Source organism: Paenibacillus sp. EB106-06-01-XG199, assembly GCF_058791575.1.
The window spans coordinates 870,565-896,654 of sequence record NZ_JBYTDQ010000001.1; the positions used below are offsets into that span (position 1 = coordinate 870,565).

Here is a 26,090-nt window from a genome sequence, read left to right on the forward strand (position 1 = left end):
CCTCACTTATGAACGGCAAGTGCATCCTGAATGGCGGCGATCACATCATCCTGCCGGTCATGAATAAAAAAGTGGCCGCCGGGCAGATTTTTGATCACCATGCTCCCGCTGATATACTGCTCCCACTCTATCCCGTTCTCCGCAGGCATCAAGGGATCATCGGTGCCGAGCATGACTGTGCAATCCACCGGAAGCTTCACGCACCGGCCGTTACCGGCATACAACTCGTAGATTCTATAGTCCGCTTTGATGATCGGCAAAAAAACTCTCATTAGCTCTGAATGATTAACCAGTTCCTGAGCAGTACCGCCCAGCTTGAGAATTTCTTGAAGGAATAGCTCGTCGGGCAGTTTATGCAGTTGCTCCTCTCCATAACGCAGGTGCGGGGGATTACAGCCAGAGAGGAAGACATGTACCGGAAGTGCCTGTCCGCTCTCCAGAAGCCGCACACTCAGTTCATAAGCCGCCAGTCCTCCCAGGCTGTGTCCGTACAGCGCATATGGACTCCCCTGAAGCTGGCTGCCAATATGCTGTACAAGATCGTCAATCAATTCCTCCATACTGTCGCATAGCTTGGACCCGAACCGTTTGCCTCTGCCTGGAAATTCAAGGGGTACCACTTCGATATTTTCCGGCAGCAGAGTCCTCCATTTCAGGTAAATGGCTGCTGAGCTACCGGAATACGGAATTGTAAAAAGCTTGATAGTCATAAAGAAGCCTCCTCTTGAATCACTTGCGGGTGTGTCCGGCGGTCCGTTTGCACCGCTGGGTGTAGCGGGAACCACATTTTTAACAGTCTTAAGGCCGAGAACATCGTTCCTGTAATTGCGATCAAAATCATAGCCGGGACTATCGTAAACGGTGCCCAAACGACAATAAATCTCCAAGGATAGCCCCAAAAAAGCATTTTGGGCATATACCAGGCCACACCCATAATAAGAGCGGCTAGGATAACCAAACCGGATGTCTTGGCGTATAGGGCGAAAGAAGGTCCCCTGCGCATCCGTCTGCCATTGCGGATCAAGCGCAGATCCTTGACCCATACGTAGATCATCCAGAGACAAAGAGCCGCACAAATGAGGATGATGATCCGTCCTGCGAGATTCGCCGTGTCCATAGTATCCATTGGTGCAGCGGCAGGTTTCAGATCTTGCTGCAAGGCATACAGTCCCTCGCAGATGGCGTAAGTCGCCGTCGTGTTCCGATTCCCCAGGACAGCAACTCCGATTTGTTGTACTGGATCAAACAAGATGTAAGAAGAGTAATTGGGATTATTGCCCCCATGTGAAAAGAGGGTATGATCTCCTTTGTTAAACACAAGCCAGCCACCTCCATAGCTAAAAGGTGTCGTGTACGGAGGAGTTTCTGTTGCCTTGACCGTTACATCGGGAATCTGCGCACGGGCAATGGCCCCCCTAAGCTCTGAAGGTGCTGCTGCCGGGTTCATCTGTAGATTCAACCAGCGGGCCATATCCTTAGCGCTTGACAAAATGTAGCCTGCGGGTGTATTCCCGCGGTAGACGGGGGCTTGATACTCTCTGTTGCCGATAAGTCCAGGCTTGTAGCCTTGGGAGATTTTCGTGCCACCTTGCAAGATCGCTCTTCCTGCGGATGTTTGCTCTAAACCCAAAGGCTGCAAAACTTCAGCGGACATATAGGATTCATAGGACAACCCGCTCACAGCTTCAATAATCGCGCCAAGCACATCATAATTACCGGTGGAGTACAGAAATTGAGTCCCCGGTTTATACCAGAGCGGATTCTCGCTTAGTCTACGCACCGTATCCTGGAGTGCGGTATCTTCGGTGGACGGATCAATCAGCGCAACGGAATCACTGCCCAGCCCACTGGTCTGGTGGAGGAAATGCCCAACCGTTGGTTTGGTAGACTCCCCCTTTGCTTGCAGTGCTAACCATGGCAGATAGCGGGTTACTGGCGCTTCCAGGTCTACAAGCCCTCTTTCGACAAGCAGCAGCAGACCGACGCCGGTAAAGGCTTTACTGTTGGAGCCAAGTTCGAACAAGGTGTCCGGGGTTACCGGTATATTCCGGCTGGTGTCAGCTTTGCCATACCCCTTAACATAAGTCTTGTCACCGCGAAGCACAGCTACAGAGACACCGGGAAGATCCATCTGATCCATCAGCTTAAGCACATATTCGTCGACGGACTCAGCCGAAATCCCGCTGCCAGCAGTATTTGCCGAAGCTGGCGGCAGCGCAGCTATGCCAAGCAGAATACAGGCACAGAGCATTTTGATTAGCAAGCGGTTCATGCCATCCCCCCTGTTACTTGAATAACGAATCCAATTCCTCCTGCGTCATATCTACCGCATCAAAATCGGCCGGTGTCCAGTTTGGCTCCCTCTGAACCGGCGGTTGAGTGAGAAGTTCCACAAAGAAGGCTTCATACCGCTCCATCCACTGCTCTATGACCTTGTCCGGCATACTGGAGGGATAATGTAACTCCAGATACAGTCTGCGCTTCAGAATATAAGCGTTGATCTCAAGTACGAATGGTGTTGCATTGTCTTCAGCCATATCCGGTCCTGTTGACTCATTCAGAACACGCAACAGCCCATTTCCGTAATCCTCCAGAAATTCCCCAAGATAATTGAACAAAATCCGGGGAACAGCCGGTGTAATCTGCCCTAATCCATAAGCCCAAATGCCATATCCCAGACCTTTGCGGGGCACCGCCCTGAACTGTTGGAGGATGTTATCCCTCCTCTCGATTACACTTGTACTTGCCTCAACCGTAATTCTGACCGGATACAGACTGGTGAACCAGCCAGTGGTACGCGAGAGATCAATTTCAGGGAACAAGGGCTCCCGGCCATGTCCTTCCAGCCAAATGACCTGCGTCTGCCAGCCCCAGGAATCATGAAGTGCCAGGGCAAGCGCAGTCTGCAGCAGCTCCTGGGGCTGTAGCCCGTTAATCTGCTGGCACTGTTCAAGCAATAGCCCCGTTTCCGTAGGGCCGAACGTCAGCATACGAAGCGTCGTACGTCCACTACCCGGTTGCCCTAAACAAAGCCAATGTTCATCTGTGAGGTTGTAATTTCCGTTCCAATACTCCCGCTCCCGCTGGACCAGCGGTTCAGCGCGTTCGCTCAGCGCCAGCGCCCAGCGCTTGAACGATGATGTTTTGGGCAGCCACTGGTGTTCTCCCCTAAGCAATCGTCCCAAGTCCTCCATAATAATCCGCCATGAGACACCGTCTATACAGACATGGTGAGCCGCCAGCAGCAGACGATTAGCACGTCCCGGCTCCATAATCAGACAGGCGCGGAAAGGGAACTGATCCTGCTCAGTAAGGCGTATGCCTGCCTTCAGTACGGTGGTATACGACAGGAACTCTTGCTCCCGTTGTTTAGAATCAAATTCGGTCAAATCAAGTACATTTAGCTGGAACTCACGCACAGAAAGGTCGTTGTTATAGGATAGCTGCTGCTTTACAGAGTCATAATGCAAGCGCAAGGAGTCATGCATCCGAATCAACTGCCTTATACTCTCTTCAAGGGTATGCATGGCAACATCTTCTCTGATCTCCAGCAGCATCGATTGCAGATAGTAGTCTTTATTCTTAAGCTCCCGGGAGAAAAACCACGACAGGATCGGTGTCAACGGGATGATTCCCTCCGGCGGACCCTGCGGCTGAACCGCCTTATCTTCCGTGAGATGCAGCAACATTTCGCTTATGAGAGGATGATCCAGAATGTCTGCCGCGCTGAGTTGAAGTCCTTGGTTTTTGAGCAGGCTTGAAATCTGAATCGCTTTGATGGAATCCCCGCCCAGATTAAAAAAACGGTCCTCCAGGCTGATTTCCCTACGCTCCAGAACGATCCGTAGTGCGGATAAAAGCCGTTCAGTTTGAGTCCCCCCTTCGTACTCCTGGACCTCTGCAGGGGCGGCATTTAAATCTTGTGCAAGCTGCCTCCGATGGGTCTTCCCATTAGCAGTAAGCGGAATCTCTGTCCTAAAAATGATGCGTCCCGGAACCATGTATCCAGGCAGGATGCCTGCCAGACGGCTGCGGATATCCAACGCTGTAAGCGAGCCTCCGACAATACAGGCGACCAGCTCCATGCCGGGACCTTCACCCTCCGTCAAGACAACTGCATTACGGATACCCTCCATCTCCAGCAGGTGATGTTCAATCTCTTCCGTCTCGATTCGGTAGCCTCTAACCTTAAGCTGGGTATCGCAGCGGCCGATATATTCCATCACTTCGCCTTCACCCCACCGGACCAGATCCCCCGTACGATACATCCGGTTGCCCTTGTTCACTGAATCCGGCAAGAATCGTTCCGCCGTCAGCTCGGGTTGATGGACGTAGCCAGCCGCAACACCGGGGCCGGAAATGTAGAGCTCTCCCCTCGCGCCTGGAGGCAGCGGCCGCAAATCCCTATCCAATATATATAGCTTCGCATTTGCAGCAGGTACTCCTATTGGAACCGCCGCTCCCTTGTCTTTTATGGGATCATAACGGTAAATCATACAGCCTACGGTTGCTTCCGTTGGCCCGTATTCGTTATAAATAGCCAGATTAGGCCCGTAGGCTTGCTGAACGGCTGCCGCAAGGCCGGTCTTGAGACTCTCCCCGCCCACAATCAGTGTCCGCAAGGCAGCATCCGGCCTCCGTTCTTCCCCCATAAGCGCAAGATGGGAAGGGGTAAGCTTGATTATTGTAGCTCTGTTCTCGCTCAGAATCCGGCTCAAGGTATAGTCCTCGCCACTGGAAGGGTATATCCTCAACTGAGTGCCGCTGACCAGTGGTACGAACAAGGATGTCAGCGTCAGATCAAAGGCGATTGAGGAATAAAAGGCGAACACCTCGTGTTCAGAAGTCAAGTATTCTGCCGCTGCCCAAGTGATATAGTTGGCCAGGTTAGAATGAAGAACTTTCACCCCTTTGGGTGCTCCTGTAGATCCCGAGGTATATAGGATGTAAGCCGTTTTTTCAGGACTCGGCCTCTGCTGTTCCCCCGCAGACAACGGGCTATGCCGGAGCAGATGCCGGGGATTGCGCGTTGGAATAGGCCAGCCGGAAGCCGGTTCCTCTGGCAGATCAGTCAACAGGCAGATTGCTCCCGAGTCTCGGAGCATATACTCCGCTCTGGCGGCCGGAACTCCGGGGTCAAGCGGCAGAAAAGCCGCGCCGCACTGAAGAATCGCCAGGATTGTAATGACCAGTTCGGGAGAATGATGCATCCGTACGCCTATAACGCCTGACACTTGCGGAAATTCTGCAGTCAGGGCTGCCGCAAGGCAATTGACCCGCTGCGCCAATTCTGCGAAGGTCTGCTTCTCATCAGCACAGCTCACGGCAATCCGATTCGGATGGAGCCGAACCTGATCTGCGTATAGATCCACAACCGTCTTTTCAAGTGGATAGTTATGGATAGAATGCTGGTTGTAATGAATCAAAGTTTGTTCCCATTGCCTTTCGGTAGACAGTGTTAGTTCCTTCAATGGGAGGTCTGGAGTATGCACCATCTGGTTCAACACATGCAGGAGACATTCCACCAGCGTTTCTGCCTCTTCCTTGCCAATGATCTGTGTCTGGTAGTCCAAAGTGAACAATAACGTGCCATCCTCGGACCAGTCCTTGATCATCAACTGTACAGGATAAGCCTGCTCGCCGGAGTAGAACTCCTCATTGCTAATCCTCATGCTGTCCACGGTTGTCAGCAGATGGGTATTATAATAATTCACAGCGGCCTGGTATAAGCTGCCATGCCCTTTTTTTCGCAACTGAAGATGCTTTGCAAGGAGATCGAACGGATACTTGTGATTGGCGAGATTACGTGAATATTCACGGCGTACCCGCTGTAAAAATGTCCGTATAGACAGGCCGTCCTTAAGATGCAGCGACAGCGGCAGATTGCCAGTGAACATGCCAACCGTTGCCTTGGTGTGAGCAGAGCGGTTGGATACAGGTATGGACAGGATTAGATCGTCTCTCTGGTAATACTTGCCTAGTACCAACCCGAATGCGGCAGATAAAAATAGGGGCAATGACACATTAAGCTCTGGCAGAATACGGATAATCTGCTCTGTGGCCTGCTTGTCGAGCAGGCGGGTATAGCGCCTGCCGGCTGGAGCAGTGGCAGTTTTGTCAAACAGCGGTTCAGGAAGAACATCAAATTTGTTCTCCCAAAATTGTTTGTTGTTCTGACAGCGCTGAGAGCTCAGGTATTGACTTTCGAGATCAAGATAAGTCAAATAGGAGGGTTCAGACACGGCACAGTCAGAAATGTCTTCCCTGCCCAGCGATTCATAATGTCCGAGAATTTGTCTGGTCAGCAGGTCCATTGACCAGCCGTCGCAGATGATATGATGGGCTTTCAGGAGAAAACCATTATCCTGCTCCCCCACCTTGAAGGTAGCAATGTGGTATAAAGGAGAATCGAAAAGTTCAAATCGTTTTGCCGCCTCTGCCTTCACCCACCTCTCATAAGCCGTCTGGGGATTGGCATATGAGCTGAAGTCGTAGCGGGGCAACGGCTGTTGCGAAGTAGTATCCGCTACATATTGTTGCGGTTCACCGTCTTGTGCCCGCAAACGCAGGCGCAGGCCATCATGAGACTGAATCACATTCTGGATCGAAGTTTCCAAACGGGGGAAGTCGAGCGTTCCGTGAATACGGACACAGCCACCAATATGATGTACGGCTGTCTGGGGATGAAGGCATTCTGTATACCAAATTCTCTTTTGGGGATGGCTTAAACGATGCAATGCCTTATTCACAAGATCCATTATCAGTGTCCGCCTTTCGCAGATATAGAATTCAATCTCCAGGATTCAATGGATTCGGCTAATCGGGCTATCGTCTGCTGCTCCAAAAAAACTTCAAGTCTAAGCGTCACGCAAAACTGTTCACATATATGTGCATGCAAGGAAGCTGCCAGCAGCGAGTTGCCTCCCAGTTCATAATAATTGTCGTTGATTCCGATCGGGGACACCCCCAGATACAGCTCCCAAGCTGCAACCAAGTCCCGTTCAACCTCTGTTCTTGGTGCGATGTATCCATCCAACTGCTCTGGCCGCAAGTTGACGGGTTCCGAAATGGGCTGAAGCGGTCCGGTAGTATCAAGTGCAGAATCATCCCGATCCACCCAGCAGCGTGTTCTTTCAAATGGATAGGCAGGCAATTCAATGCGGCGGCGGCGTTCCCCTTGATAATAAGCCTTCCAATTGACGGGGCAGCCTTCCATCCAGACTTTGCCGAGAAGAAGGTAAACGCTCTTCCATTCGGTGGTTCCATGACTTTCCGAAGGTTCACCGAGATTCATATCAAGCACTAGCCGATCTTTTTCGTTCTTACTGCTGGTCTGTAATGAGGCTCCGTCTTCCAGGGCATCCGTCAGATACGCTGTCCAAAAATCGCTGTTGCTCCACTCCGTATGAGTCATCGGGCCCCTCCCCGGCGGTGCTGCGAGTGGAACCTTCATCGGCCCCGTTTTCAGACTGGAGACACGTTGCCGGTAGCTTCGGACAAAAGTACCCTGCGCCTCCCCCGAAGTTGCGAGTGCGGCCGTAAAGGAGCAGCCAAGATACAAAGCATCCGCATAAGTCAGGAGGCCACAGGCATAAGCGGCGGCAAATAAGCCACTGCCCGTACCCTGGCAGCCCGAGGGATGGATTCCCCAGCTCTCCCAGAGTTTGAATAAGGAGATCTGCACGGTTAATGCGTATGTGGCTTGTTCCTGCAATGCCGAATCTCCCTTGCCGGACCATTCCTCTGCCAGTTTCTTACCCTGCACGAAGTTGTTGTAGAATACCATTTCCTCAGCAATCCAACCCCCAAGCTCAGGAGCCTCTAAATTGGATAGATCCGGGAAGTGGAACAAGGGCATGCCCGCAAGATCGGGGTTATCTTTCTTCCCAGTCTCCCGTTCCATCCATTCCGTCTCACCTCCGCAGCCGTATAGCCAAATTGCCCGGTGCTCAAACAGCTTCCGTCCGGTTTGCAGTGTATAGGCTGCATCCGCTAACAGTTCTTCTGAAGCAGAGCTTAGAAATTGCTGCAAGGATTGCTTTTGCCTCTTGAGCGCCTCTGAACTTTTGGCGGAGAGGACGAACAATTTGCTGCGCCGCAAGGAAGGTTCCTTCGGCAACACCGGCGCTTCTTGCAGGATAACATGTGCATTGGTACCTCCAAGCCCAAAGGAGCTGACCCCAGCCAGACGCCGCTGATTGGGGCTGCTCCACTCCAGCGGAACAGGATTCAGATAAAACGGGCTCTGGCCCGTCATTAACCTGTCATGTGGTGTATCTGCGTGAATAGCGGGTGGCAGTATCCTCTCTCGCAGGGCCATGACTGTCTTGATTAACCCAACAATACCTGCGGATGGCCCCGTATGACCGACGTTAGATTTAACCGAACCCAAAGCACAAAAAGCGTTTTTTTCAGTATGTCTGGCAAATACTTCATGTAGTGCCTCAAGCTCAATCGCATCTCCTAGAGGAGTGCCGGTACCATGTGCTTCTATGTAACAGATGTCCGCGGCGCTTACGCCGGCGTTCATCTGTGCGCGTTCAATAACCTGAATCTGACCTTTGACTGCGGGGGCTGCATATCCGGCTTTGAGGGCTCCGTCATTATTGACGGCTGAACCTTTAATAACGGCATGAATGGTGTCGCCATCCTCAAGGGCATCACTATATCGTTTCAGTACGACGCAACCTGCCCCGTCGCTGTACAATGTGCCGGTAGCCTGCTTATCGAACGCCCGGAGATGCCCATCAGCGGACAACAACCCGTTGTCCTGATAGTAATAGCCGTTGGCTTGGGGAATGCCGAGTGTTGCACCTCCACATACCATCATGTCACTGGAGTAAGTGAGCAGACTCTCACAAGCTAAATGTACAGCAACCAGCGAGCTGGAACAGGCAGACTGAACATTCAGCACTGGCCCGGTAAGGCCTAGCTTGTAAGCGGCCATCGTCGCCGCATGGTCTTTCTCACTTGCGATCTGCATTTGGAGTTCGGAGGCTGCTCGGTTGCCATTTAGAAGCGGCATAAGGTTGAACATTTGATAATAGTTCGCGTACACGCCCGCATACATCCCTATAAGACCTTCATAGGTTCCCGGATCATATCCCGCCGCCTCCAGCGCTTCCCAAGCCATCTCCAGAAGCAGACGATGCTGTGGGTCCATCAAGGACGCCTCTCTTATGTTGAAATTAAAGAAAGCAGCATCAAAGTTCTCAATGTTCCGAATGTTGGTGTTTGTGCGAATAAAGTTTTGCCTTCCCTCCGCAGAAGCAACTTCTGCTTTATCCTGCGAGGAAGTGTTAGCAACCACCTCTTCTCCACCCAGGATTGCTTCCCAGAACTGGGAAACGGTATCAATGCCAGGCAGACGGATGGAGAGGCCAATAATGGCAATATCCGCCTTATTATCTTCACATTCATTCTCCAATGACATGATATCACTCCCGTAATATTGCTTTTATTCAATATCATTGTAGTATTAAAACTAATTTTGACGACGTCTTGATAATACCAACTATACTATGAAAATATTTAAATAAATACCATTCTTTAGGACTATATAACAATAAAAATAATTATTTTAAATTAAAGTAAAATAACAGAATTGTGTATGTATCTGCAGCATTCGACGTCCTATTATGTCGTAATATGCCAGTAGTTTGATAATGTGCAAATTCCGGAAAGAGCTATTAGTACCAATTTAGATATGGAGTGAGTTCAAAATAATATGCTAGAATCGTATAGCTGTCCTGTTTAGAGAACGGACTTCATATTTCGCAACATTCACAATAACGAAAACAAATTAAAATCTCCTAAGACAGGTGTTGTTTATGTCCAAAATTCTTGCTTTTAAGCTCCCGGAGCAGCTAAGTCTGGAGAGCTATGCTTATTTTACAGCACAGGTATCGGAAGTCCGGCGCGCACGTCTCGCCCGGTTTTTCCATAAGGAAGATGCCTATCGTTCTTTATTTGGCGAGATACTGGTGCGGTACATCCTCTGCAGCCAGCTCGGTCAACGGAATGGCAAAATTCAATTCGAGGAGAATCCATTCGGCAAACCGGGGGTGTCTGGGCTGCCTGATTTTGAGTATAATGTGTCTCATTCAGGAGATTGGGTGCTGATGATCTGGGGAATGAATGAGGGTTCTCTCGGAGTAGATATTGAGCAGATACGGCCTATAGATATTCAAATAGCAGAGCGGTTTTTTTCTGTGGAGGAGCGAGAGGCGCTGCAAGGCAAGTCTGCCGGGGAGCGGCAGGATTTTTTTTATGACTTGTGGACCTTAAAGGAAAGCTACATCAAGGCGATTGGTACCGGGCTGTCCCGGCCGCTTGATTCATTTACGGTACAGCAGCGTGAAGATGGCAGCTTTAATCTGATCACGCAAGCGGAATCAATGTACTTACAGACTTATACTATAGCCCCAGACTACAAAGCCGCCGCTTGTTCAAGCTGCTGCAGCCTGCCGGAAGCTGCCACTTTTATTAAGCTCAGTGAGCTCTATGTGTGGTGAATGGATTTCATATTTCCATCACCTGTCCGGAGAATCTGTCCACTATCAAATGGACGAGATGAGCGGACAGTATTTTAGTAAAGAAGAAATGATCCGGATGGCTGAGCCATTTTTGAAATGAATCCTAACGATGCCACCAATGAATAATTAGACTGACACCAGAAGCCGAAACAGCGACAAAATAAAATCCTAGACTGTCGCTGTTTTATTTAACTAACGTCTTAACGATCCTTCATTTTATTATTAGATTCGTTTCCAATTATTTTTCACAAAGACAATGACAATGACAATGACAAGGACTAGCAAGATTAAGCCGGCGGAATACCATAAAACTTTTTCCCAATCAAATCTGGAACCGGCATATTCACCCTCATAATTAGCTTTAATGAATGACCCATCATTTATCTTAATCGCAATTGCCTCATTTTTGTCCAAATCTTTGATATTATAATATTCAGTGCCCTTCGGATAGTAATTCGAAAAATTACCTGAGTATGTGCCTTCCTTGTCTGAAAATGATGTAACTTTGCCTATTATTGAACCGATTTGTTCCTTTTCCACTTGATTGTCAGAAATGATATAGGATTTCCCGTCGTTTACAACAAAATTGTATGCCCAATCCGCATGAATTGGCCAAATTGCAAAAAAAGTACTTGCCAGCCAGAGCGGAATTATCAAAAACAGAGATTTTCTCAAACTCTCCCCCCTTGTTTCTTCATTTAATCAGACGAAATTGAGAGCCATTTGCTCGCTCTGGTGATTTTCCATCGTACTCTCCCACTATTTCGTCCGTTGGGTATCACTTCGCCTTCTATTATAACAATGAACCGAAGCTAAAAAACCACAGCCTACAAAATTGCTTGTGCGGGTTGTGGTTTCTGCTTTTGTCTGCTGTTACTTTTTCCCCTGCACCTGCCGGGTAGGACCATAATTGACGGCCCCGGTGAAATGAACATCTTCTGCGGACGGATAGTATTTCGGTATGTGTAAAATATAGGAGGGAATCAAACCGCCGCTGAAATACATAGTGAAGACCAATGCTGATAAAATAAAGTTTCTTCCCCCCATAGCCGCTTCTTCGTTAACGGATACGCTGCGCAAATGGTCAGGAACGCCGGAAATCCCGCGATCAAATCCAGAACATTCAGAACAAGCGTGTTCTTCTATGCGCGATAGAAGCTGTCCTGCTGAAAAATAAACCGGAACACATCCAGTCCTACCCATTCGCTCCCTCCGATTCCTGCAAAAATGTTGTAATCCTGGAATGCCATAATCAAGCCATTGATGGGAACATATTTAAAAATGGCAATGTACGACAGAGGCAGCAGCAAAAGGGCATACAGGATGGCATCTCTTTTTATTCTGAACCAAAAGATATTTCTCTTTTTTATTCCGACATGATTTCGTTGACCGTCTAAAACCGTTTTCATTTCTATCATCCCTCCGGCTGTATTAAGGAGCTCTCATGTCCTTCATAAATAAAGAGCCGGCAACTGTGATTTCACTCACGGTAATCGGCTCTGCGTCTTAGCGTCTGGCTCTTTGATAACTGACATATTCAGTTCCTTTACATTGTTTAAGCCGCTTTCCGTTTGTATGTGCGCATTGCAAATAGATATGCGACGATCAATATCCCTAAGCACCACGCGAGTGCAACCCAAATGTCATTCCCGACAGGTTGCCCCGACAGGAGTGCGCGGATGGCTTCCACTATTGAAGTCACTGGCTGGTTCTCGGCAAAAACGCGGACAGCCGACGGCATCGATTCGGTAGGCACAAACGCCGAACTAATAAACGGAAGGAAGATAAGCGGGTAGGAAAAGGCGCCTGCGCCGTCCACCGATTTTGCGGACAGTCCGGCAATCGCCGCGATCCATGTCAAAGCCAGCGTAAACAGCGCAAGTATACCGGCCACCGCAAGCCATGACAATACTCCCGCCGGCGAGCGGAAACCCATAATGAGCGCTACAAGAATGATGACGGCAACCGAAATCGCATTGGACACCAATGAGGTCAGAACATGCCCCCACAGCGCGGCCGAACGTGCAATCGGCATGGAGTGGAACCGTTCGAAGATGCCGCTTTGCATATCCATAAACAGACGGTAAGCCGTATAGGCAATACCGCTTGCAATCGCAATCAGCAGGATGCCGGGCAACAGGTAATTTACATAGTTATCCGTGCCGGTTTGAATCGCGCCGCCGAACACATAAACGAACAGCAGCAGCATTGCGATCGGAGTGATGGTGACCGTGATGATGGTATCCATGCTGCGGAAAATATGGCGCATGGAACGTCCAAGCATAACGCTCATATCGCTGAAAAAGTGTTTCTTAATCGTTTCCATTTACTTTTCCTCCTTTTTGCCGATGATTGCGAGGAATATTTCCTCCAATGTGGGTTGTTTTTCAACATACACCACTTTTTCGGGCGGAAACAGCTTTTTCAGCTCCGCGAGGGTGCCGCTCGCAATAATCCTGCCCTCATGCAGAATGGCAATTTGATCTGCAAGCTGCTCAGCTTCTTCCAAATACTGTGTGGTCAGGAATACCGTCGTGCCATTATCCGCAAGCTCTTTGACTGTCTTCCAAACCTCGTTGCGTCCTTCGGGGTCAAGCCCGGTGGTCGGCTCGTCGAGAAAAATAAGCTGCGGTTTTCCCACAAGGCTCATGGCAATGTCGAGCCTGCGGCGCATACCGCCCGAATAAGTAGACACCTTGCGCTTGGCGGCTTCGTTCAGGCCGAAGCGGTTCAGTAAATCCTCCGCGATCTGAATCGGATTTGTCAGGTGTCGGAGCCTGGCAATCATGATCAGGTTTTCCCGCCCGGTCAATATCTCGTCCACGGCAGCAAACTGTCCTGTCAAGCTAATCGACTGACGTACATGGTCGGGCTTTGACGCGATGTCAAAGCCGTTTACGAAGGCAGTGCCTCCGTCCTGTTTAAGCAGCGTGGTGAGAATTTTAACAATCGTCGTTTTGCCCGCGCCGTTGGAGCCGAGCAGGGCAAAGATTTCGCCGCGCCGCGCCTCGAAATTCACTCCCTTTAGGACTTCCGTGGTCTTGTAGGATTTTTTTAAATCCTTTACTTGAATTGCGATGTCTTTCATTTAGAATCGTCCCCCCTTCCGAGTTTGTTCATCATGTCGCGGTTTAATTTATTGCGAAAGTTATCGGTCCACATTTTCGTGCCGCGCAGAAGCTCGTCGCAAAACCCGACAACATCTTCGCCCGTCACGTCGAGAACGTGTTTGCCGTCCGCCGCACTCGCTTCAAACAACTCGATCAATTCGTGCTGAATTTTCAACATATCAGAGCCGTCTCCTACTGCGAAACTCCACATGTATCCATGGATTTTTTCAAATACGAACCGATAGTCTTCAGGAAGCGCTTCTACCCTTGCCATTTGCTGCTTATACTCTTTTTTATCCCCGATCATTTTTTTGATAAGCTCCAGCATAGTTATTGCCCCTCCTTATTAAATTTTTCCATAATCTCTTTGTTTAGTTTTTCCCGCATTGTTTCGGTATTGGTAACCGACGCACGCATAAACTCATCAGAAAACTTGCCGACGTCACTGCCTATGACATCAAGAACCTGCCTGCCCTCTGCCGCACTTGCTTCAAATAAATCCACTAAGTCCTTAAACATCGTCAAGTCCGTAAATATCGTCATGTCACCGCCGCCTAGGGGGCCAACGCTAAACATATAATGTTGAATTTTGCGAAATGCAAACCGATAATCTTTCGGTAAGGCATCAACCCTCTTCATCATTTGTTTATAGGCCCGTTTTTCTTCCATATCGCCAATTATCAATTTTATGATCGAATCAAGCATTGTTCCTACTCCTCCTTTAATTGGTTGATTTTCGATGCAACAAATTGCCACTTTTCCCAAAACCTCCGCAGCTCCTCACGCCCCGCATCGTTGAGCGCAAAAAACTTTCGCGGAGGACCCATGTCGGAGGGTTTTTTGGTGGTATCCACCAGCTTGCTTTTTTCAAGCCGGATCAGGATGGTGTACACCGTTCCCTCCACAACATCTGTAAAGCCGAGGGCGTTCAGCCGCCGCGTGATTTCGTAGCCATAGGTTTCTTTGCGGCTTATTATTTCAAGGACACAGCCCTCAAGCACGCCTTTGAGCATTTCCGTCAGGTTTTCCAACACAATCCCCCTTGCTATTCTGTATGACTGGTATTCAGTATTACTTACTACCACTATATAGTAACACAAAGTAGTGGTTTGTCAATAGCGGTTGTTCGGATAATGCCGGTCTATATTTATAGTTTCCATTTCTATAACCACAAGATTCTTAGTTCTTCAAAATATTCCTTCGAAACTTTTATCATCGTCTCTAACTTCTGTCTGTTATCAAATTTTTAGCTATCCGATTCCCCCCTTCTATCAACCCTGATACGCAGACAGTAAAAAAACAACCGAGTATTAATCCCCAGTTGTTTTTTATCAATCATATGATATCCATTCATCAGATTCACTCAGGAATCAAGCTTACGGAGGAAGGTCTTAGAGCAAACCCTTCTCAGATGAAAAGCTACAATCTGTGTCTGTCCTACTCTCATTCAAACAATTGCTTATGCTTATTGAAAAACCGATAAAAAAATTGTACATTCTCTAGTTCAAACCACTCTGCTGTTTGAAGAGGTTTGGCATCCAGATTATAAGTTTTTGCATGTAATGTGCCTAAAACAAAGGGAGAATGCGTGGCAATAATAAATTGACTATCAAAATATCGTGCCAGCTCATTTATTTGTTCGGCCATCCGTATTTGATTGGCAGGAGAAAGTGACGTTTCCGGCTCGTCCAATAAATACAATTGCCCTGGTAGCAGATATTCCTCAAAAAACTGCATGGACGTTTCTCCGTTAGAGTATTTTTCTTGTGAAAATTGAATGTCCTCCAGCTTCTTTTTAAACGCATACGTAGCTTCATGTTGTGCCGCCTGAGCCTTGCTCATCCCTTTGTTAATCTGCTCATTTATTATTCCCTCACGCAGCACGGAAGATTGCTGTATCTTCTTGATCTCATATAAAATATCCTCTGATTTCAGATACCGGCTTCCTTTTGGAAGTTGCCTGATCTCATGCTCGTGCTCATCATGCCCAAGCTGATAGCTACTCAAATCAAGGAATCGCTGAGCATAAATACTATGCCCATAGCTTGTCATTCTTTCGGCCCCCGGAATTCCCAGCTTGTTGGAAATTACATTGAGTAAAGTGGATTTTCCGCTCCCGTTATTGCCATACAACACAGTAATTCGATCAAACAAAAGCACCTCTCCAGCCAAGTGCTTAAATACATAATCAGGGTATATGTTGGGATTCCGATCCGTATAATCAGAAAGCTTAAAGCTTCTCAAATAAATCATTGCCGCACTCCTTCTACCTGGCTTATAGTATGAATTCTATTTTACCAGAAAAAAGACAATGTATTTTTTTCTAACGCTTTCGTTAGGACATTTGTAGTTAGGGATTCCTAAGACAGCTGTATTTTCAAAATACAGGCACCCCGTATGATAAAGGGTGCCTGTTTTAAATTCATTATTTATAGCTGGCTTTGTGTTACTATTTTTAACCAACCGATCCTAATTCTCGCTCCGGAGAGCATCTACGATATTTACTTTCTTCAACCTGTACATCGGACTAATTGTTGCGAGAAACGTTGTGATCAGCGAACCCGCGAAAGCGATCCCGATACTGGACCATGGGAACACCCACTCTGCATCTAAAGCACCGGTGAAGAGAAGATGTATTCCGTAATCCAGCGCTGTCCCTAGGATAGTTCCTATTACAGCGGCAAACAATCCATAAAATACGCTTTCTAAAATAATCATTTTCCTCACTTCCTTCTGCGTCATGCCGATGGCCTTGAGGGTTGCAAATTCATTCGTACGAAGAATTAAATTCGTGCTTACTGTATTGATAATGTTCAAGAAAGCAATTAGAACAATGACACCGATAAAACCGTAAAGCAAGATACTAAAAGTCTTTGCGTCGTTTTTAGCTTGAGCGACCTCTGCCACTCGATCATTGTAGTTAAAACCAGCGTCTTTCTCAGTTAATGATTTAAGATAGTCCGTTATAGGATGATTTGATATATCGGAATTAGCAAGGATAAAAATTCTAGAGTAAATATTGCTACCCATAATATTGGTGTATACTTGTGGGGTCGTAATGAATGTAACAATATGGCTACTAGTATATTCCTTTGATAACAAATCATGATCGACGATTCCGGTCACTGTCACAGTTTGATATTCTTTATCACTTCCTTCAACTGTTCGAATTTTGATGTGATCTCCAACCTTAAATTGGGTTTGATCGAGAATTAGCTGTTTGCCTTCTTCTGTCATCATCTTTATTTTTTGTTGGACGATAACACCATTCTCTTGATCCATTTTCTCTTTGTCAATCTTCCCGGCCGTGAGCTTGGATTGCAGAGCATTTAAGCCATTGACTCCGTAGGACACAAGGAAATTATTATCTGTTCGATAACCTTCCCCTTCGTCAACGACGTATCGCTCCTTATGAAATCCATAATATTTGGGATTAATCTTATCTTTAGGGATGATTGCATCTACTTGATTACTGTAAAATTTGTAGGCTTGTTGAACAGCATCAAGCTTAGAAACATCCCGATACACAGTATTGTCTATTCGTTTTGAAGGACCATCATAGGAAAGCGAATAAGAATACTGCGCTCCTGAGAGCTGTGTTGTTCGCTGCATGAAATCAACCAAACCACTAAAGACAATAAATAAAATAATACTAATAATCATGGAAAAGGCTGTAATCCGAAAACGTTTCTTGTTCCGTTGCAAGTTTCTGCTGGCGAATTGCCCTACGATGCCAAACAGCTTATTAACGAACAGAGACTTTCTGACCTTAGTGATAGTTTCAACCTTCGTGCTTCCCACATTTTTCAGGGCTTCAAGAGGTGATACGCGAGCTGCTTGTTTAGCTGGTCCAACAGCGGAAAGGAATACGCTCAGCAAGCCCAATAAACCGGAGGAGATTAGAATCGGTACGGAAATGACCATTCTCATATCATGTAAAAAACCTAACGTTAACAAGCTGATATTGTAAAACAATATCTTCATAAAAAGAGTTCCCGTGAGAATCCCAATGGGTATGCCGATCAAGCTCAGCAGGGCCGCTTCTTGCATCACAATTTTGCGAATTTGGGCTGGTGTAGCTCCAATGCATCGTAACATACCGAATTGTGAAATCCGCTCCAGTACAGAAATATGAAAAATATTATAAATCATTGCAATCGTACAAATCATTATAATCGCAATGACAGCAGCGAATGATAGGATTAAGCTGTTATTCACACCTTCATAAATGCTTTTGCCATACAATCTAAGCAGCTCATTATTGTACTCAATTCTTACATTTTTAATATAGCTCTCCCTATCCAGTTGTATAGCAGAACCTTGTTCGACATCATTCAGCTGTAAAGAGGACATCAAATCTGCCGTCTTTTCTTTGATGTCATTCAAAGATTTCATTTTGACGTAAATAAAGTAATTTTTGTTGTTATCGATGTTTTTGTTATCATCGAAAGTAATTGCAGGAAAGATGTATCTGGAAGACCAGCTCCCTGTGCTTAAGGGCTTCATAAAGCCTACAACAGTATATTCTTTTTGGGATTGTGCTTGGAAGGCTTCGTCGAGATCCCAACCAAAATCGCCAAGTCCGCTTATCTTCTTGTCTTCACCCGTTGACGATACCTTCCGGATTCCAAGGTTTAGCGTAATCGTTTCACCAAGCTTTGGTTTTTTTGAAAAATAACTCAAACTCGATGTGGAGAGGATAATTTCATCCGAATTTTCCGGGTGGCGGCCCGAGTCTAGCTGTGACTGAAGCATTTGCATTGCATTCGCATCATATCGCTTGACATTCAGGTACCGGTAGGGTGCGGCAAACGGATCTTCCTTCTTTTCCTTCTCCTTTGACGCCCTAATAACAGCATATCCTTCTCTACTGATGACGCCTGCACTTTTTACGGTAGCATTGTTTTTGACTTTTGGGACCGCTTCTCCCGAAATACCATTGAGAGAGACGTGATAATCTCCGAAGTCCCGCAGGGTTTGTCTGACTGACTTATCCCAATAGCTCATCCCAATTGTACCAATGGATGTAAGCAGCGTAACCGACAAGATTATACCGAAGATCGTAAGCAGCGATCTTTTTTTCTGTCCCTTCAAGTACTTTCCGGTGAGAGCTGTGTAGCTTTTCAACGTTCACTCACCTCATTTGGCTGTAGAAGGACTCCGTCTTCAATTCTTACGACTCGATCTGCGATTTTAGCAATATTCAAATCGTGCGTGATCATGATTAAGGTCTGATTATATTTTTTAACGGAAAACGTAAGTAAATCCATAATGTCCTTGCTGCTTTTACTGTCTAGATTTCCGGTAGGTTCATCTGCCAAAATAATCGACGGTTTATTAATTAACGCACGCCCAATCGCCGTTCTTTGCTGCTGTCCGCCTGACAATTCGGATGGAAGATGATGTCTTCGCTCAGTCAGACCTAATATACCCATTAATTCCTGGACATACTTATCATCTACCCTTTTGTTCTCCAATAGCATTGGTAATTTGATGTTTTCCTCTGTAGATAGGACCGGGATCAGATTGTAGGATTGAAAAATAAATCCTATTTTCCGTCTTCGGAATATAGCGAGCTCCTCTTCACTTTTGGTATAAAGATCCGTACCAGCGATGATGACTTGTCCACTAGACGGGCGGTCCACTCCACCTAGGAGATGCATTAAGGTGCTTTTTCCTGACCCGCTGGCTCCTACAATGGCAACAAATTCTCCCTGCTGAACGGAGAAATTGACATTTTTTAAAGCTTCAACCTTTGCCTCTGCACTTCCATAGGTTTTGCATAAATTAATCGTTTTTAGTATTTCCACCTGTTTGCCTCCTGAGCTAATGTGCCTCTTTGTATGTTTGTTATTATAAAGATCGAAGCTTACATTACAGTGAAGAGGAAGCTTACGTTATTGTAAGCTTCCTCCACTATCCCAGGTATTAAACGAAACTCTAAATTCTGTTCCTAGCCCTAACTGACTTACAACGGTGATCATCCCGCCTTGTTCTTCAATAATGGACTTGGATAAGGACAAGCCAATGCCAAGACTTTGCGGCTTTGTCGTGTTTCTCCCTCTATAAAATCGTTCAAAAATGTGAGGCAAATCTTCTGGGGAAATGCCTTCTCCTTGATCTCGAATGATTACTGTCTGAAATAATGAATTTTTTTCTAAAGTAACATCAATTCCGCCCTCTAGTGGCGTATGTTCCAGTGCATTTTTAATCAAATTAATCAAGGCTTCTGTTAGCCATTCTTCATCCGCCCAAACATACATATCTTCTCCACCATGAAGGTGAATCTTCTGCTTCCTTTGCTCGGATAACATTCGCAACGAATGTACAGCATGATCGATCATTGCTCTTACTCGAACTCGTTCTATCTGGAACGTTATTGCTCCGGCTTCGACCCGTGCCAGCTTCAGTAAACTGATAATCAGCCATTCCATTCGCTCTAGTTGTTGACGGCTTCGATCCAGAAATTTCGTTCTCATTTCTTCCTTCATATGAGGATCATTCAGCAAATTTTCATTAAAAACGATGAGGGATGCAAGCGGCGTTTTGAGCTGATGCGAAATATCGGAAAGCAGGTTTCGTAGAAACGATTTCTCTTGTTGGAGTTGCCGAAGACTGTTGTGTAACCTTTCGGCCATCGCGTTAAAGTTTCGTCCTAGTGCACCAAAGTCGCCTTCATCCTTCTCCGGAAGCGGTTGATCAAACTGATGTTCAACAACTTGCTCCGCTGCAAAGGTTATGGTTCGGATCTTATCAAATATTTTGCGGTATTCCCATCCCAATAACAGCAGAAACGGAATACTAAAAAGCAAAACGTGAGCTGCCGTTTTCATGGGTAAGGCGGTATCCGAGAGTACAGGTTGATTGTTTACGGGCATATCATCTTTGTATGCATATTGAGCCAGGCTGCGTTTTCCCTCTACGATTTCATCTTCTTGTGCACCCTGAGTGATAAAATGGATAATTTCATTTTCTAGTTGTGGAGCTTGCTTCAAAACATAACCAATCAATGCAGCATTCTGATTAACCACGGCCTTATTGATCTGACTGACTTGATAACTCATATAAAAGAACATGATTACTGCTAACATAACTTGTAATACGATCGCTTTAACAGTAATAGACTTCCACTCTGGATTACGGACGAATTCATTCATGGTTTATCTCCCTATAACATCTGCATTCCATTTATATCCGACTCCTCGAACGGTAATGATGTATCTCGGTACAGCAGGAACATCCTCGATCTTCTCTCTTAACCTTCTAATATGAACCGAAAGGGTGTTGTTATCAATGAATTCTCCTGACATATCCCACAGACTGTTAAGAATGATACTTCTGCTGCAAATTTGCTTAGGGTGAGTCATTAACATTAATAGCAATCGATATTCCAGCCCCGTCAATAAAAGTTCCTGATTGTATTTAAGAACAGTTCCTTCTAGAACTCGAACTTCAATATCGTTGGATATCCATCTATTCGCTTCATCCGTGGGCTTATGATTGCGCCTTAATACGGCTTTTATTCTAGAGAGAAGTTCTTTAGTACGGAGCGGTTTGGTCATATAATCATCTGCGCCCAAATCAAGTCCAGCGACAACATTTGTCTCCTCATCCAAAGCTGTCAAGAATATGATGGGAACCTGGGATAATGTACGGATTTCTCTACACAGGTCATATCCTGAACCATCAGGTAAATTTATATCCAACAAGATTAAATCGACTGTGTCTGTTTTCAATACCTTCCTTGCTTCTTCCAAGCTACCGGCAATAACAACGGTATATCCTTCACTCGTTAAAGTATAATCAATACCGAACACCAAATTATCATCATCTTCAACCATTAAAATTCGATTCATTGAGCACCTCAGTTTAATTCAAGAAAGTTTTTAAAGTTAAGCTACACCCTTTTTTCACTGTATCATGAAAGATATCTATCACAAAGCTGTTTAGTGGAAAATTTATTTTAGACAACTCTGGTTCATCCATTAGACAACGAAAAGCCGATCCAGAAAAGGATCGGCTTATTTTTATAGCTTTATCAATCACGTTTGTTCTCAACAGATTTCATACGGTTTTGATCGTCAGGCACCCGGTCAGTACTGAATTCCTGCCCTGCTTCTAACTCACCGTGGCCGCAAACACTTCGGGAAAAATTTGTGAACTGCCTTTTTTGCTCATCCATTTCGTGTTTTCGCTTAAGCAGCTCCTGCGGATCCTGATTTGTCATAAATCTTAACCTCCTAGGAAATCAAAATAAGTCTCCAAAAACGGAATCATGCTGTTTATTCGCACTACAGAAGTTTTCCTTAATAGAGAGGTGCTTATGCAAGGAAATATAGAATTATTGCTTATCCCGGCCGAGCAGCCCGCTGAGAGCCTCTGTCACGTTCATACCGGTAAGCGTCTGTGTCAATTCAGGAACCTGGGCCATGATTTTGGCGATATCGCCGGTAATTTTGTTTATGCCGGATGAAGCTCCATCCTGGGAAATCACTGTAATCTTATCGACCTTGGCCAGCGGGGAAGCGATTTTATCAGCCAGCTCTGGCAGAACCTTCAAGAATTCCACTATAAGGGCGGCTTGCGTGAACTGTTTGTACGCTTCAGCTTTCTTCTCCAGTGCCCCCGCTTCCGCTGCTCCGGCCAGCTGAACAATTTCCGCGTTGGCTTTTCCCTTCGCCAGTTCTGCTTCCGCTGTTGCCAGCCCCCGTTTGGTCATTGTGGCCGCCTCTGCTTCAGCCTCAAGAATTTTCCGCTGCTTAGCCGCTTCCGCTCTCATGATCGTAGCCTGGTTCTCCGCCTCAGCAGGCTTGATCACCGTGGCCTCCAGCTCCTTCTGTCTCAGCTCAACTTCGATTTCCCGGACGGTCCTATTGGCCTCCGCTTCCATCTGCGTAATCTTGACCTGTTCGGTAACCAGCGACTGCTTAATTTTGTTCTGCTGCAATTCGTACGCAAGATCCGCCTGTGCTTTTTTTACTTCAGTTTCCAGTTTAAAGTCTGCCTGCTTAATGTTCAAATCCTTCTCGAACAGAGATTCCTTGGCGCGGGCTGCGGTTCCAGCTTCAATGGTAGCCTGATGTGCATTGGCTTTGGCAATGGCGGATTCCTTCTCCGCCTCGGCTTGTTTGATCTGAATGTCGCGTTCTGCTTCCGCCTTGGCGATGCTGGCATCGCGGCGGATGCGCTCAATTTCCGGAACCCCCATATTGTCGATATACCCTTTGTCGTCAGTAATTTTCTTAATGGTGAAGCTGACTACCTCAAGCCCCATCTTGTCGAGGTCTTCCGAGCAGGTCTCCCGCATCTTGCTGTTGATTTCGTCAGGTGTCTTTAGAATGGATTCTACCGTTAATTGTCCGATCAAGCCGCGCAAATGGCCTTCCACCGAATGCAGGATAATCGTCTCACGGTCCTCTTCCGGCCTGTCGATAAACTGCTCACTGGCAGTAAGTATAGCGGTAGGATCGCTTTTAATCTTAATCTGGGCTACCGCCTCCAGGTTGAGCTTGATGCCCTGCCGGGAGAACATTGCCTGCGCTGGGATGACATCGAAGCTCATCAGCATCATAGAGATGGTCTTATTGTTCTGGAAGCCGGGAATGACGAACGTCCCGCCGCCCTGAACCACTCTTTTTCCGCCGAGGCCGAATACAATCATCGCCTGATTGGGCGGAACCTTTTTATAAGCGTTCACGATACTGAACAAAGCCAGCAGGATAACAACAACAATTGCCGAGATTAAATAAAGAATAACCATTTGGTTCGACACTCCCCGTTAGTTATAATTGTTCGTTTTCCCTCTCGAAGAGGGTGACTACCGCTAATCCTTTATCCACCTTCAAAATAATCACCCTGTCACCCTTGGCGAGCTGCTGGCCGGTTTCTGCCCGTACTCCAATGGAACGCATCGTTCCATGCAGCACATATTTCATCTCTCCCACTGCTCCATCCCCTGCAGAAATGCTGATGTACCCGAGTTGTCCCGCCTGCTCATAATCCATTTTATTCATGCTACTGTCATACCGAGTCATCACCCGGGCCAGCACCGCATATATCAGACAGCCCAGCAGCAAGGCAACCCCGGTGCAGATCAGCACCACTGCAAGTATATTCATTCCGCTGAACCGGGTAAGCACATAACCACTGCCGCCCCAGACCGTGACAAATACCATTAGAGGGAGTATGGGCACAAAGCCCGGACCACCAGCATCGCCACCTCCCACATGCAGATGACCGGCCAGGCCATGCCCATGAAATCCGCCGCTAAGGAGAAGCAGCAATCCAACCCAGAAGCACACGATAAATACAGTAACGATACCAATCCCCCCCTTTAAAGGATTTTAGATAGTGCCTAATCACTCTGAATTTCGTTGTTATAAGATTTCTAAACTCTCATATAGATCGTTTTCCCTTTCTGCATGCGCAGCAAAAAGACCACAGAAGCGTCAGGGCTCTCCGTGGTCGGTTAATCGATCATGGCGCTCATCCTCTCTCTTCGAGGCTTACGGGGTTAGCTGACGGATTCGGGCAGCGAGATTGCCCTACCTTGTAAGAAGCGGCTTTTCAGCACGCAGCAAGGATTCACCCCAAGTGAGCGGCAGCTATCTGAGCAAAAGCCACATTCACCATTGGTTCCCCCGTTCCCATTATCGGAATTCAGCCATTTGAGAACAGTTATATTACATTCGGTTGTTGATTTGAATCTTACGCCTGTGACCATTTAATGTAAAACGTTGCGGATGGCAAAAGAAGCCCAAAATGCCACCACTTCGCGAATGAATGCGCATTCTATGGTATTACTCTTAAGCGATCGATGATTTGCTCATTTTTGCTCCACTTCATGTCCCTAGGAAAACAAAACAGAAACGTCTGCTGGCTCAACATCATCCCCAATATTCTTCTATATCGCACATTAAAGTTCCCGTCAGGAATATTCTGCAAATCATTCGGGAACGTTAACCGCAAAACTAATCGAAAGTTGAGCGCCTTATAATGACTAACCAAACTCAGACCTCATCTCCTTCTGTAGATCAAAACTCCGATTATATCGAAGCAGCACTATTCTATACAAGTGACCTCAAAAAAAGAAGCTTATCCTTTCAGGGAAGGGAAGGGTTGGTCTTTTATCTGGAGTCCCTCACTGACACGGAATTGATTGAACGGAACGTGATTGTTCCTTTTAGCCGTAATCAGGACAAAGACCTTTCTGAGCTTTTCACAACACTTAGTTTCAGTTTGGAAACAGAACTAAACCAAGGCATTCAGGGACTTCTTGAAGGAAGCTGTCTTTATTTTTTAGAAGGAATGTCTGAATTTTATGTCCTCTTCACTCCTGCCAAATATGAACGAAGCATTAGCGAACCTGAGAATGAAGGGGTTATTCGGGGACCTCACAACGGTTTTATTGAACAGATGAAGGTTAACTTATACCTGATTCGGAAACAAATTGCCTCCCCAAACCTTATTGTCCGCTACTTCACACTTGGGAAATTCGCCCCCAAGCAGGTAGGCTTAGTCTATATGGAGAATATGGCCAACCCAGAATTGATAAAAATTGTAGAATCAAGGATAAAGAAAATTTCGCTCGATTGGATAATCTCCACTGGCTTTATTCAGGAATTAACGGAGGATAACTCCTTCTCCATATTTCCACAACTAATCAATACGGAGCGTCCGGACCATACCTCAGCTTATTTGCTGGATGGATATGTGGCTATACTGCTGGATGGGGACCCTACAGCTCTGATTTTGCCGGCGAGCTTTTTCAGCTTTTATCAGACACCGGATGACTATAACAATCGATGGATGATCGCTTCTTTTGTCCGGTTTATCCGTCTGATCGGCTTTGTAACAGCATTTCAGTTGCCAGCGCTCTACATTGCCACCGTTTCTTTCCACTCCAATGTCCTTCCCTTGCAATTGTTCTTTTCGATTCAAGGTTTATTGACCCGGGTCCCTTTCCCTCCGCTGATTGAAGCGATGCTGCTTGAACTTATATTCGAACTGCTACGGGAAGCAGGACTACGTCTGCCCAGTCGTGTAGGTCAAACTATTGGGATTGTTGGGGGGTTGGTTATCGGGGATGCAATTGTTAAGGCGGGATTGGTTTCTTATTCGATGATTATTGTTGTAGCGTTGACTGCCATTGCATCTTTTCTTATCCCTTCCAACGAAATGAGCTCTGCTATCCGGTTTATGCGGTTTCCATTGATGATTGCTGCCTCATTATTCGGATATATTGGGATATCATTTGGGTTAACACTCATTTTCATACATTTGTGCAAGCTAGAATCGTTTGGGCAAACCTACCTGAGACCATTAAGTCCGTTGAAATTTCAAGGCCTGAAAGATACCTTCGTACGCTTTCCAATTTGGTCCATCCGAAAGAGTTCAAGCAACCCAAAAACGGATAAATGATCATTAATCTACATAGTACTTACAG

Annotated in this window: 21 protein-coding genes and 1 riboswitch; of the genes, 2 read left to right on the top strand and 19 right to left on the bottom strand. The window is 46.5% G+C overall.

Translation table 11 applies throughout. The features are described 5' to 3' along the window. Positions 1-2: 2 nt before the first annotated feature. From AC3WT9_RS04115 to AC3WT9_RS04130, 4 genes are read right to left on the bottom strand one after another with little or no spacing between them, the layout of a single operon-like run. A complete protein-coding gene (locus AC3WT9_RS04115; RefSeq protein WP_341378721.1) occupies positions 3-710 on the bottom strand; it encodes a thioesterase II family protein in 708 nt (235 codons plus the stop codon). Further along, positions 707-2,272, bottom strand: a complete 1,566-nt coding sequence (locus AC3WT9_RS04120; RefSeq protein WP_341378720.1) for a serine hydrolase domain-containing protein — start codon at positions 2,270-2,272, stop codon at positions 707-709. Before AC3WT9_RS04120 ends, AC3WT9_RS04115 begins: the two co-directional genes overlap by 4 nt. A gap of 13 nt (positions 2,273-2,285) precedes the next feature. Beyond that, entirely contained in the window at positions 2,286-6,758 is a 4,473-nt protein-coding gene (locus AC3WT9_RS04125; RefSeq protein ID WP_492407346.1) for an amino acid adenylation domain-containing protein, read from the bottom strand. Between the two features lie 2 nt (positions 6,759-6,760). Continuing rightward, positions 6,761-9,433 carry a type I polyketide synthase gene (locus AC3WT9_RS04130; protein ID WP_341378718.1) on the bottom strand — a complete coding sequence of 891 codons (2,673 nt, stop codon included), beginning with the start codon at positions 9,431-9,433 and terminating at the stop codon, positions 6,761-6,763. Positions 9,434-9,830: 397 nt separating this feature from the next. Between AC3WT9_RS04130 and AC3WT9_RS04135 the strand changes: the two genes are divergently transcribed. Next, a complete protein-coding gene (locus AC3WT9_RS04135) occupies positions 9,831-10,514 on the top strand; it encodes a 4'-phosphopantetheinyl transferase family protein (RefSeq protein WP_341093366.1) in 684 nt (227 codons plus the stop codon). Positions 10,515-10,757: 243 nt separating this feature from the next. Here the strand turns inward: AC3WT9_RS04135 and AC3WT9_RS04140 are convergent, their stop codons facing one another. The 15 genes from AC3WT9_RS04140 to AC3WT9_RS04210 all read right to left on the bottom strand — a co-directional run bounded on the left by AC3WT9_RS04140 (position 10,758) and on the right by AC3WT9_RS04210 (position 23,970). Beyond that, positions 10,758-11,210: a hypothetical protein gene (locus tag AC3WT9_RS04140; protein WP_341093365.1), complete on the bottom strand. Its 453-nt coding sequence runs from the start codon at positions 11,208-11,210 to the stop codon at positions 10,758-10,760. A 467-nt stretch (positions 11,211-11,677) separates the two neighbouring features. Next, a complete protein-coding gene (locus AC3WT9_RS04145) occupies positions 11,678-11,944 on the bottom strand; it encodes a hypothetical protein (protein WP_341378717.1) in 267 nt (88 codons plus the stop codon). A 146-nt stretch (positions 11,945-12,090) separates the two neighbouring features. Beyond that, positions 12,091-12,861, bottom strand: coding sequence for an ABC transporter permease (locus AC3WT9_RS04150; RefSeq protein ID WP_341093364.1), 771 nt, complete (start codon positions 12,859-12,861; stop codon positions 12,091-12,093). Continuing rightward, positions 12,862-13,623 carry an ABC transporter ATP-binding protein gene (locus tag AC3WT9_RS04155; RefSeq protein WP_341093363.1) on the bottom strand — a complete coding sequence of 254 codons (762 nt, stop codon included), beginning with the start codon at positions 13,621-13,623 and terminating at the stop codon, positions 12,862-12,864. Then, positions 13,620-13,973 carry a DUF1048 domain-containing protein gene (locus tag AC3WT9_RS04160; RefSeq protein ID WP_341093362.1) on the bottom strand — a complete coding sequence of 118 codons (354 nt, stop codon included), beginning with the start codon at positions 13,971-13,973 and terminating at the stop codon, positions 13,620-13,622. The genes AC3WT9_RS04155 and AC3WT9_RS04160 overlap by 4 nt, the downstream gene beginning before the upstream one ends. Before the next feature lie 2 nt (positions 13,974-13,975). Then, positions 13,976-14,350 carry a DUF1048 domain-containing protein gene (locus AC3WT9_RS04165; protein ID WP_341093361.1) on the bottom strand — a complete coding sequence of 125 codons (375 nt, stop codon included), beginning with the start codon at positions 14,348-14,350 and terminating at the stop codon, positions 13,976-13,978. Positions 14,351-14,355: 5 nt separating this feature from the next. Continuing rightward, positions 14,356-14,658 carry a PadR family transcriptional regulator gene (locus AC3WT9_RS04170; protein ID WP_341097680.1) on the bottom strand — a complete coding sequence of 101 codons (303 nt, stop codon included), beginning with the start codon at positions 14,656-14,658 and terminating at the stop codon, positions 14,356-14,358. A gap of 430 nt (positions 14,659-15,088) precedes the next feature. Further along, positions 15,089-15,898, bottom strand: coding sequence for an AAA family ATPase (locus tag AC3WT9_RS04175; protein ID WP_341093359.1), 810 nt, complete (start codon positions 15,896-15,898; stop codon positions 15,089-15,091). Positions 15,899-16,114: 216 nt separating this feature from the next. Then, positions 16,115-18,772, bottom strand: coding sequence for an ABC transporter permease (locus tag AC3WT9_RS04180; RefSeq protein ID WP_492407347.1), 2,658 nt, complete (start codon positions 18,770-18,772; stop codon positions 16,115-16,117). After that, the gene (locus tag AC3WT9_RS04185) at positions 18,769-19,455 is read right to left on the bottom strand and encodes an ABC transporter ATP-binding protein (RefSeq protein WP_341093358.1); all 687 of its coding nucleotides are present in this window, start codon (positions 19,453-19,455) and stop codon (positions 18,769-18,771) included. The genes AC3WT9_RS04180 and AC3WT9_RS04185 overlap by 4 nt, the downstream gene beginning before the upstream one ends. An 87-nt stretch (positions 19,456-19,542) precedes the next feature. Beyond that, positions 19,543-20,802, bottom strand: coding sequence for a HAMP domain-containing sensor histidine kinase (locus AC3WT9_RS04190; protein ID WP_341378716.1), 1,260 nt, complete (start codon positions 20,800-20,802; stop codon positions 19,543-19,545). Between the two features lie 3 nt (positions 20,803-20,805). Further along, positions 20,806-21,501, bottom strand: coding sequence for a response regulator transcription factor (locus AC3WT9_RS04195; protein WP_341378715.1), 696 nt, complete (start codon positions 21,499-21,501; stop codon positions 20,806-20,808). Between the two features lie 182 nt (positions 21,502-21,683). Beyond that, the gene (locus tag AC3WT9_RS04200; RefSeq protein ID WP_341093355.1) at positions 21,684-21,872 is read right to left on the bottom strand and encodes a hypothetical protein; all 189 of its coding nucleotides are present in this window, start codon (positions 21,870-21,872) and stop codon (positions 21,684-21,686) included. A 114-nt stretch (positions 21,873-21,986) separates the two neighbouring features. Continuing rightward, positions 21,987-23,405 carry a flotillin family protein gene (locus tag AC3WT9_RS04205; protein WP_341378714.1) on the bottom strand — a complete coding sequence of 473 codons (1,419 nt, stop codon included), beginning with the start codon at positions 23,403-23,405 and terminating at the stop codon, positions 21,987-21,989. A 22-nt stretch (positions 23,406-23,427) separates the two neighbouring features. Further along, positions 23,428-23,970, bottom strand: coding sequence for an NfeD family membrane protein (locus tag AC3WT9_RS04210; protein WP_492407484.1), 543 nt, complete (start codon positions 23,968-23,970; stop codon positions 23,428-23,430). A 162-nt stretch (positions 23,971-24,132) separates the two neighbouring features. After that, a riboswitch (cyclic di-AMP (ydaO/yuaA leader) is annotated at positions 24,133-24,320 on the bottom strand. A 320-nt stretch (positions 24,321-24,640) separates the two neighbouring features. Between AC3WT9_RS04210 and AC3WT9_RS04215 the strand changes: the two genes are divergently transcribed. Beyond that, positions 24,641-26,065, top strand: a complete 1,425-nt coding sequence (locus tag AC3WT9_RS04215) for a spore germination protein (protein ID WP_341093352.1) — start codon at positions 24,641-24,643, stop codon at positions 26,063-26,065. The last annotated feature ends 25 nt before the right edge of the window (positions 26,066-26,090 follow it).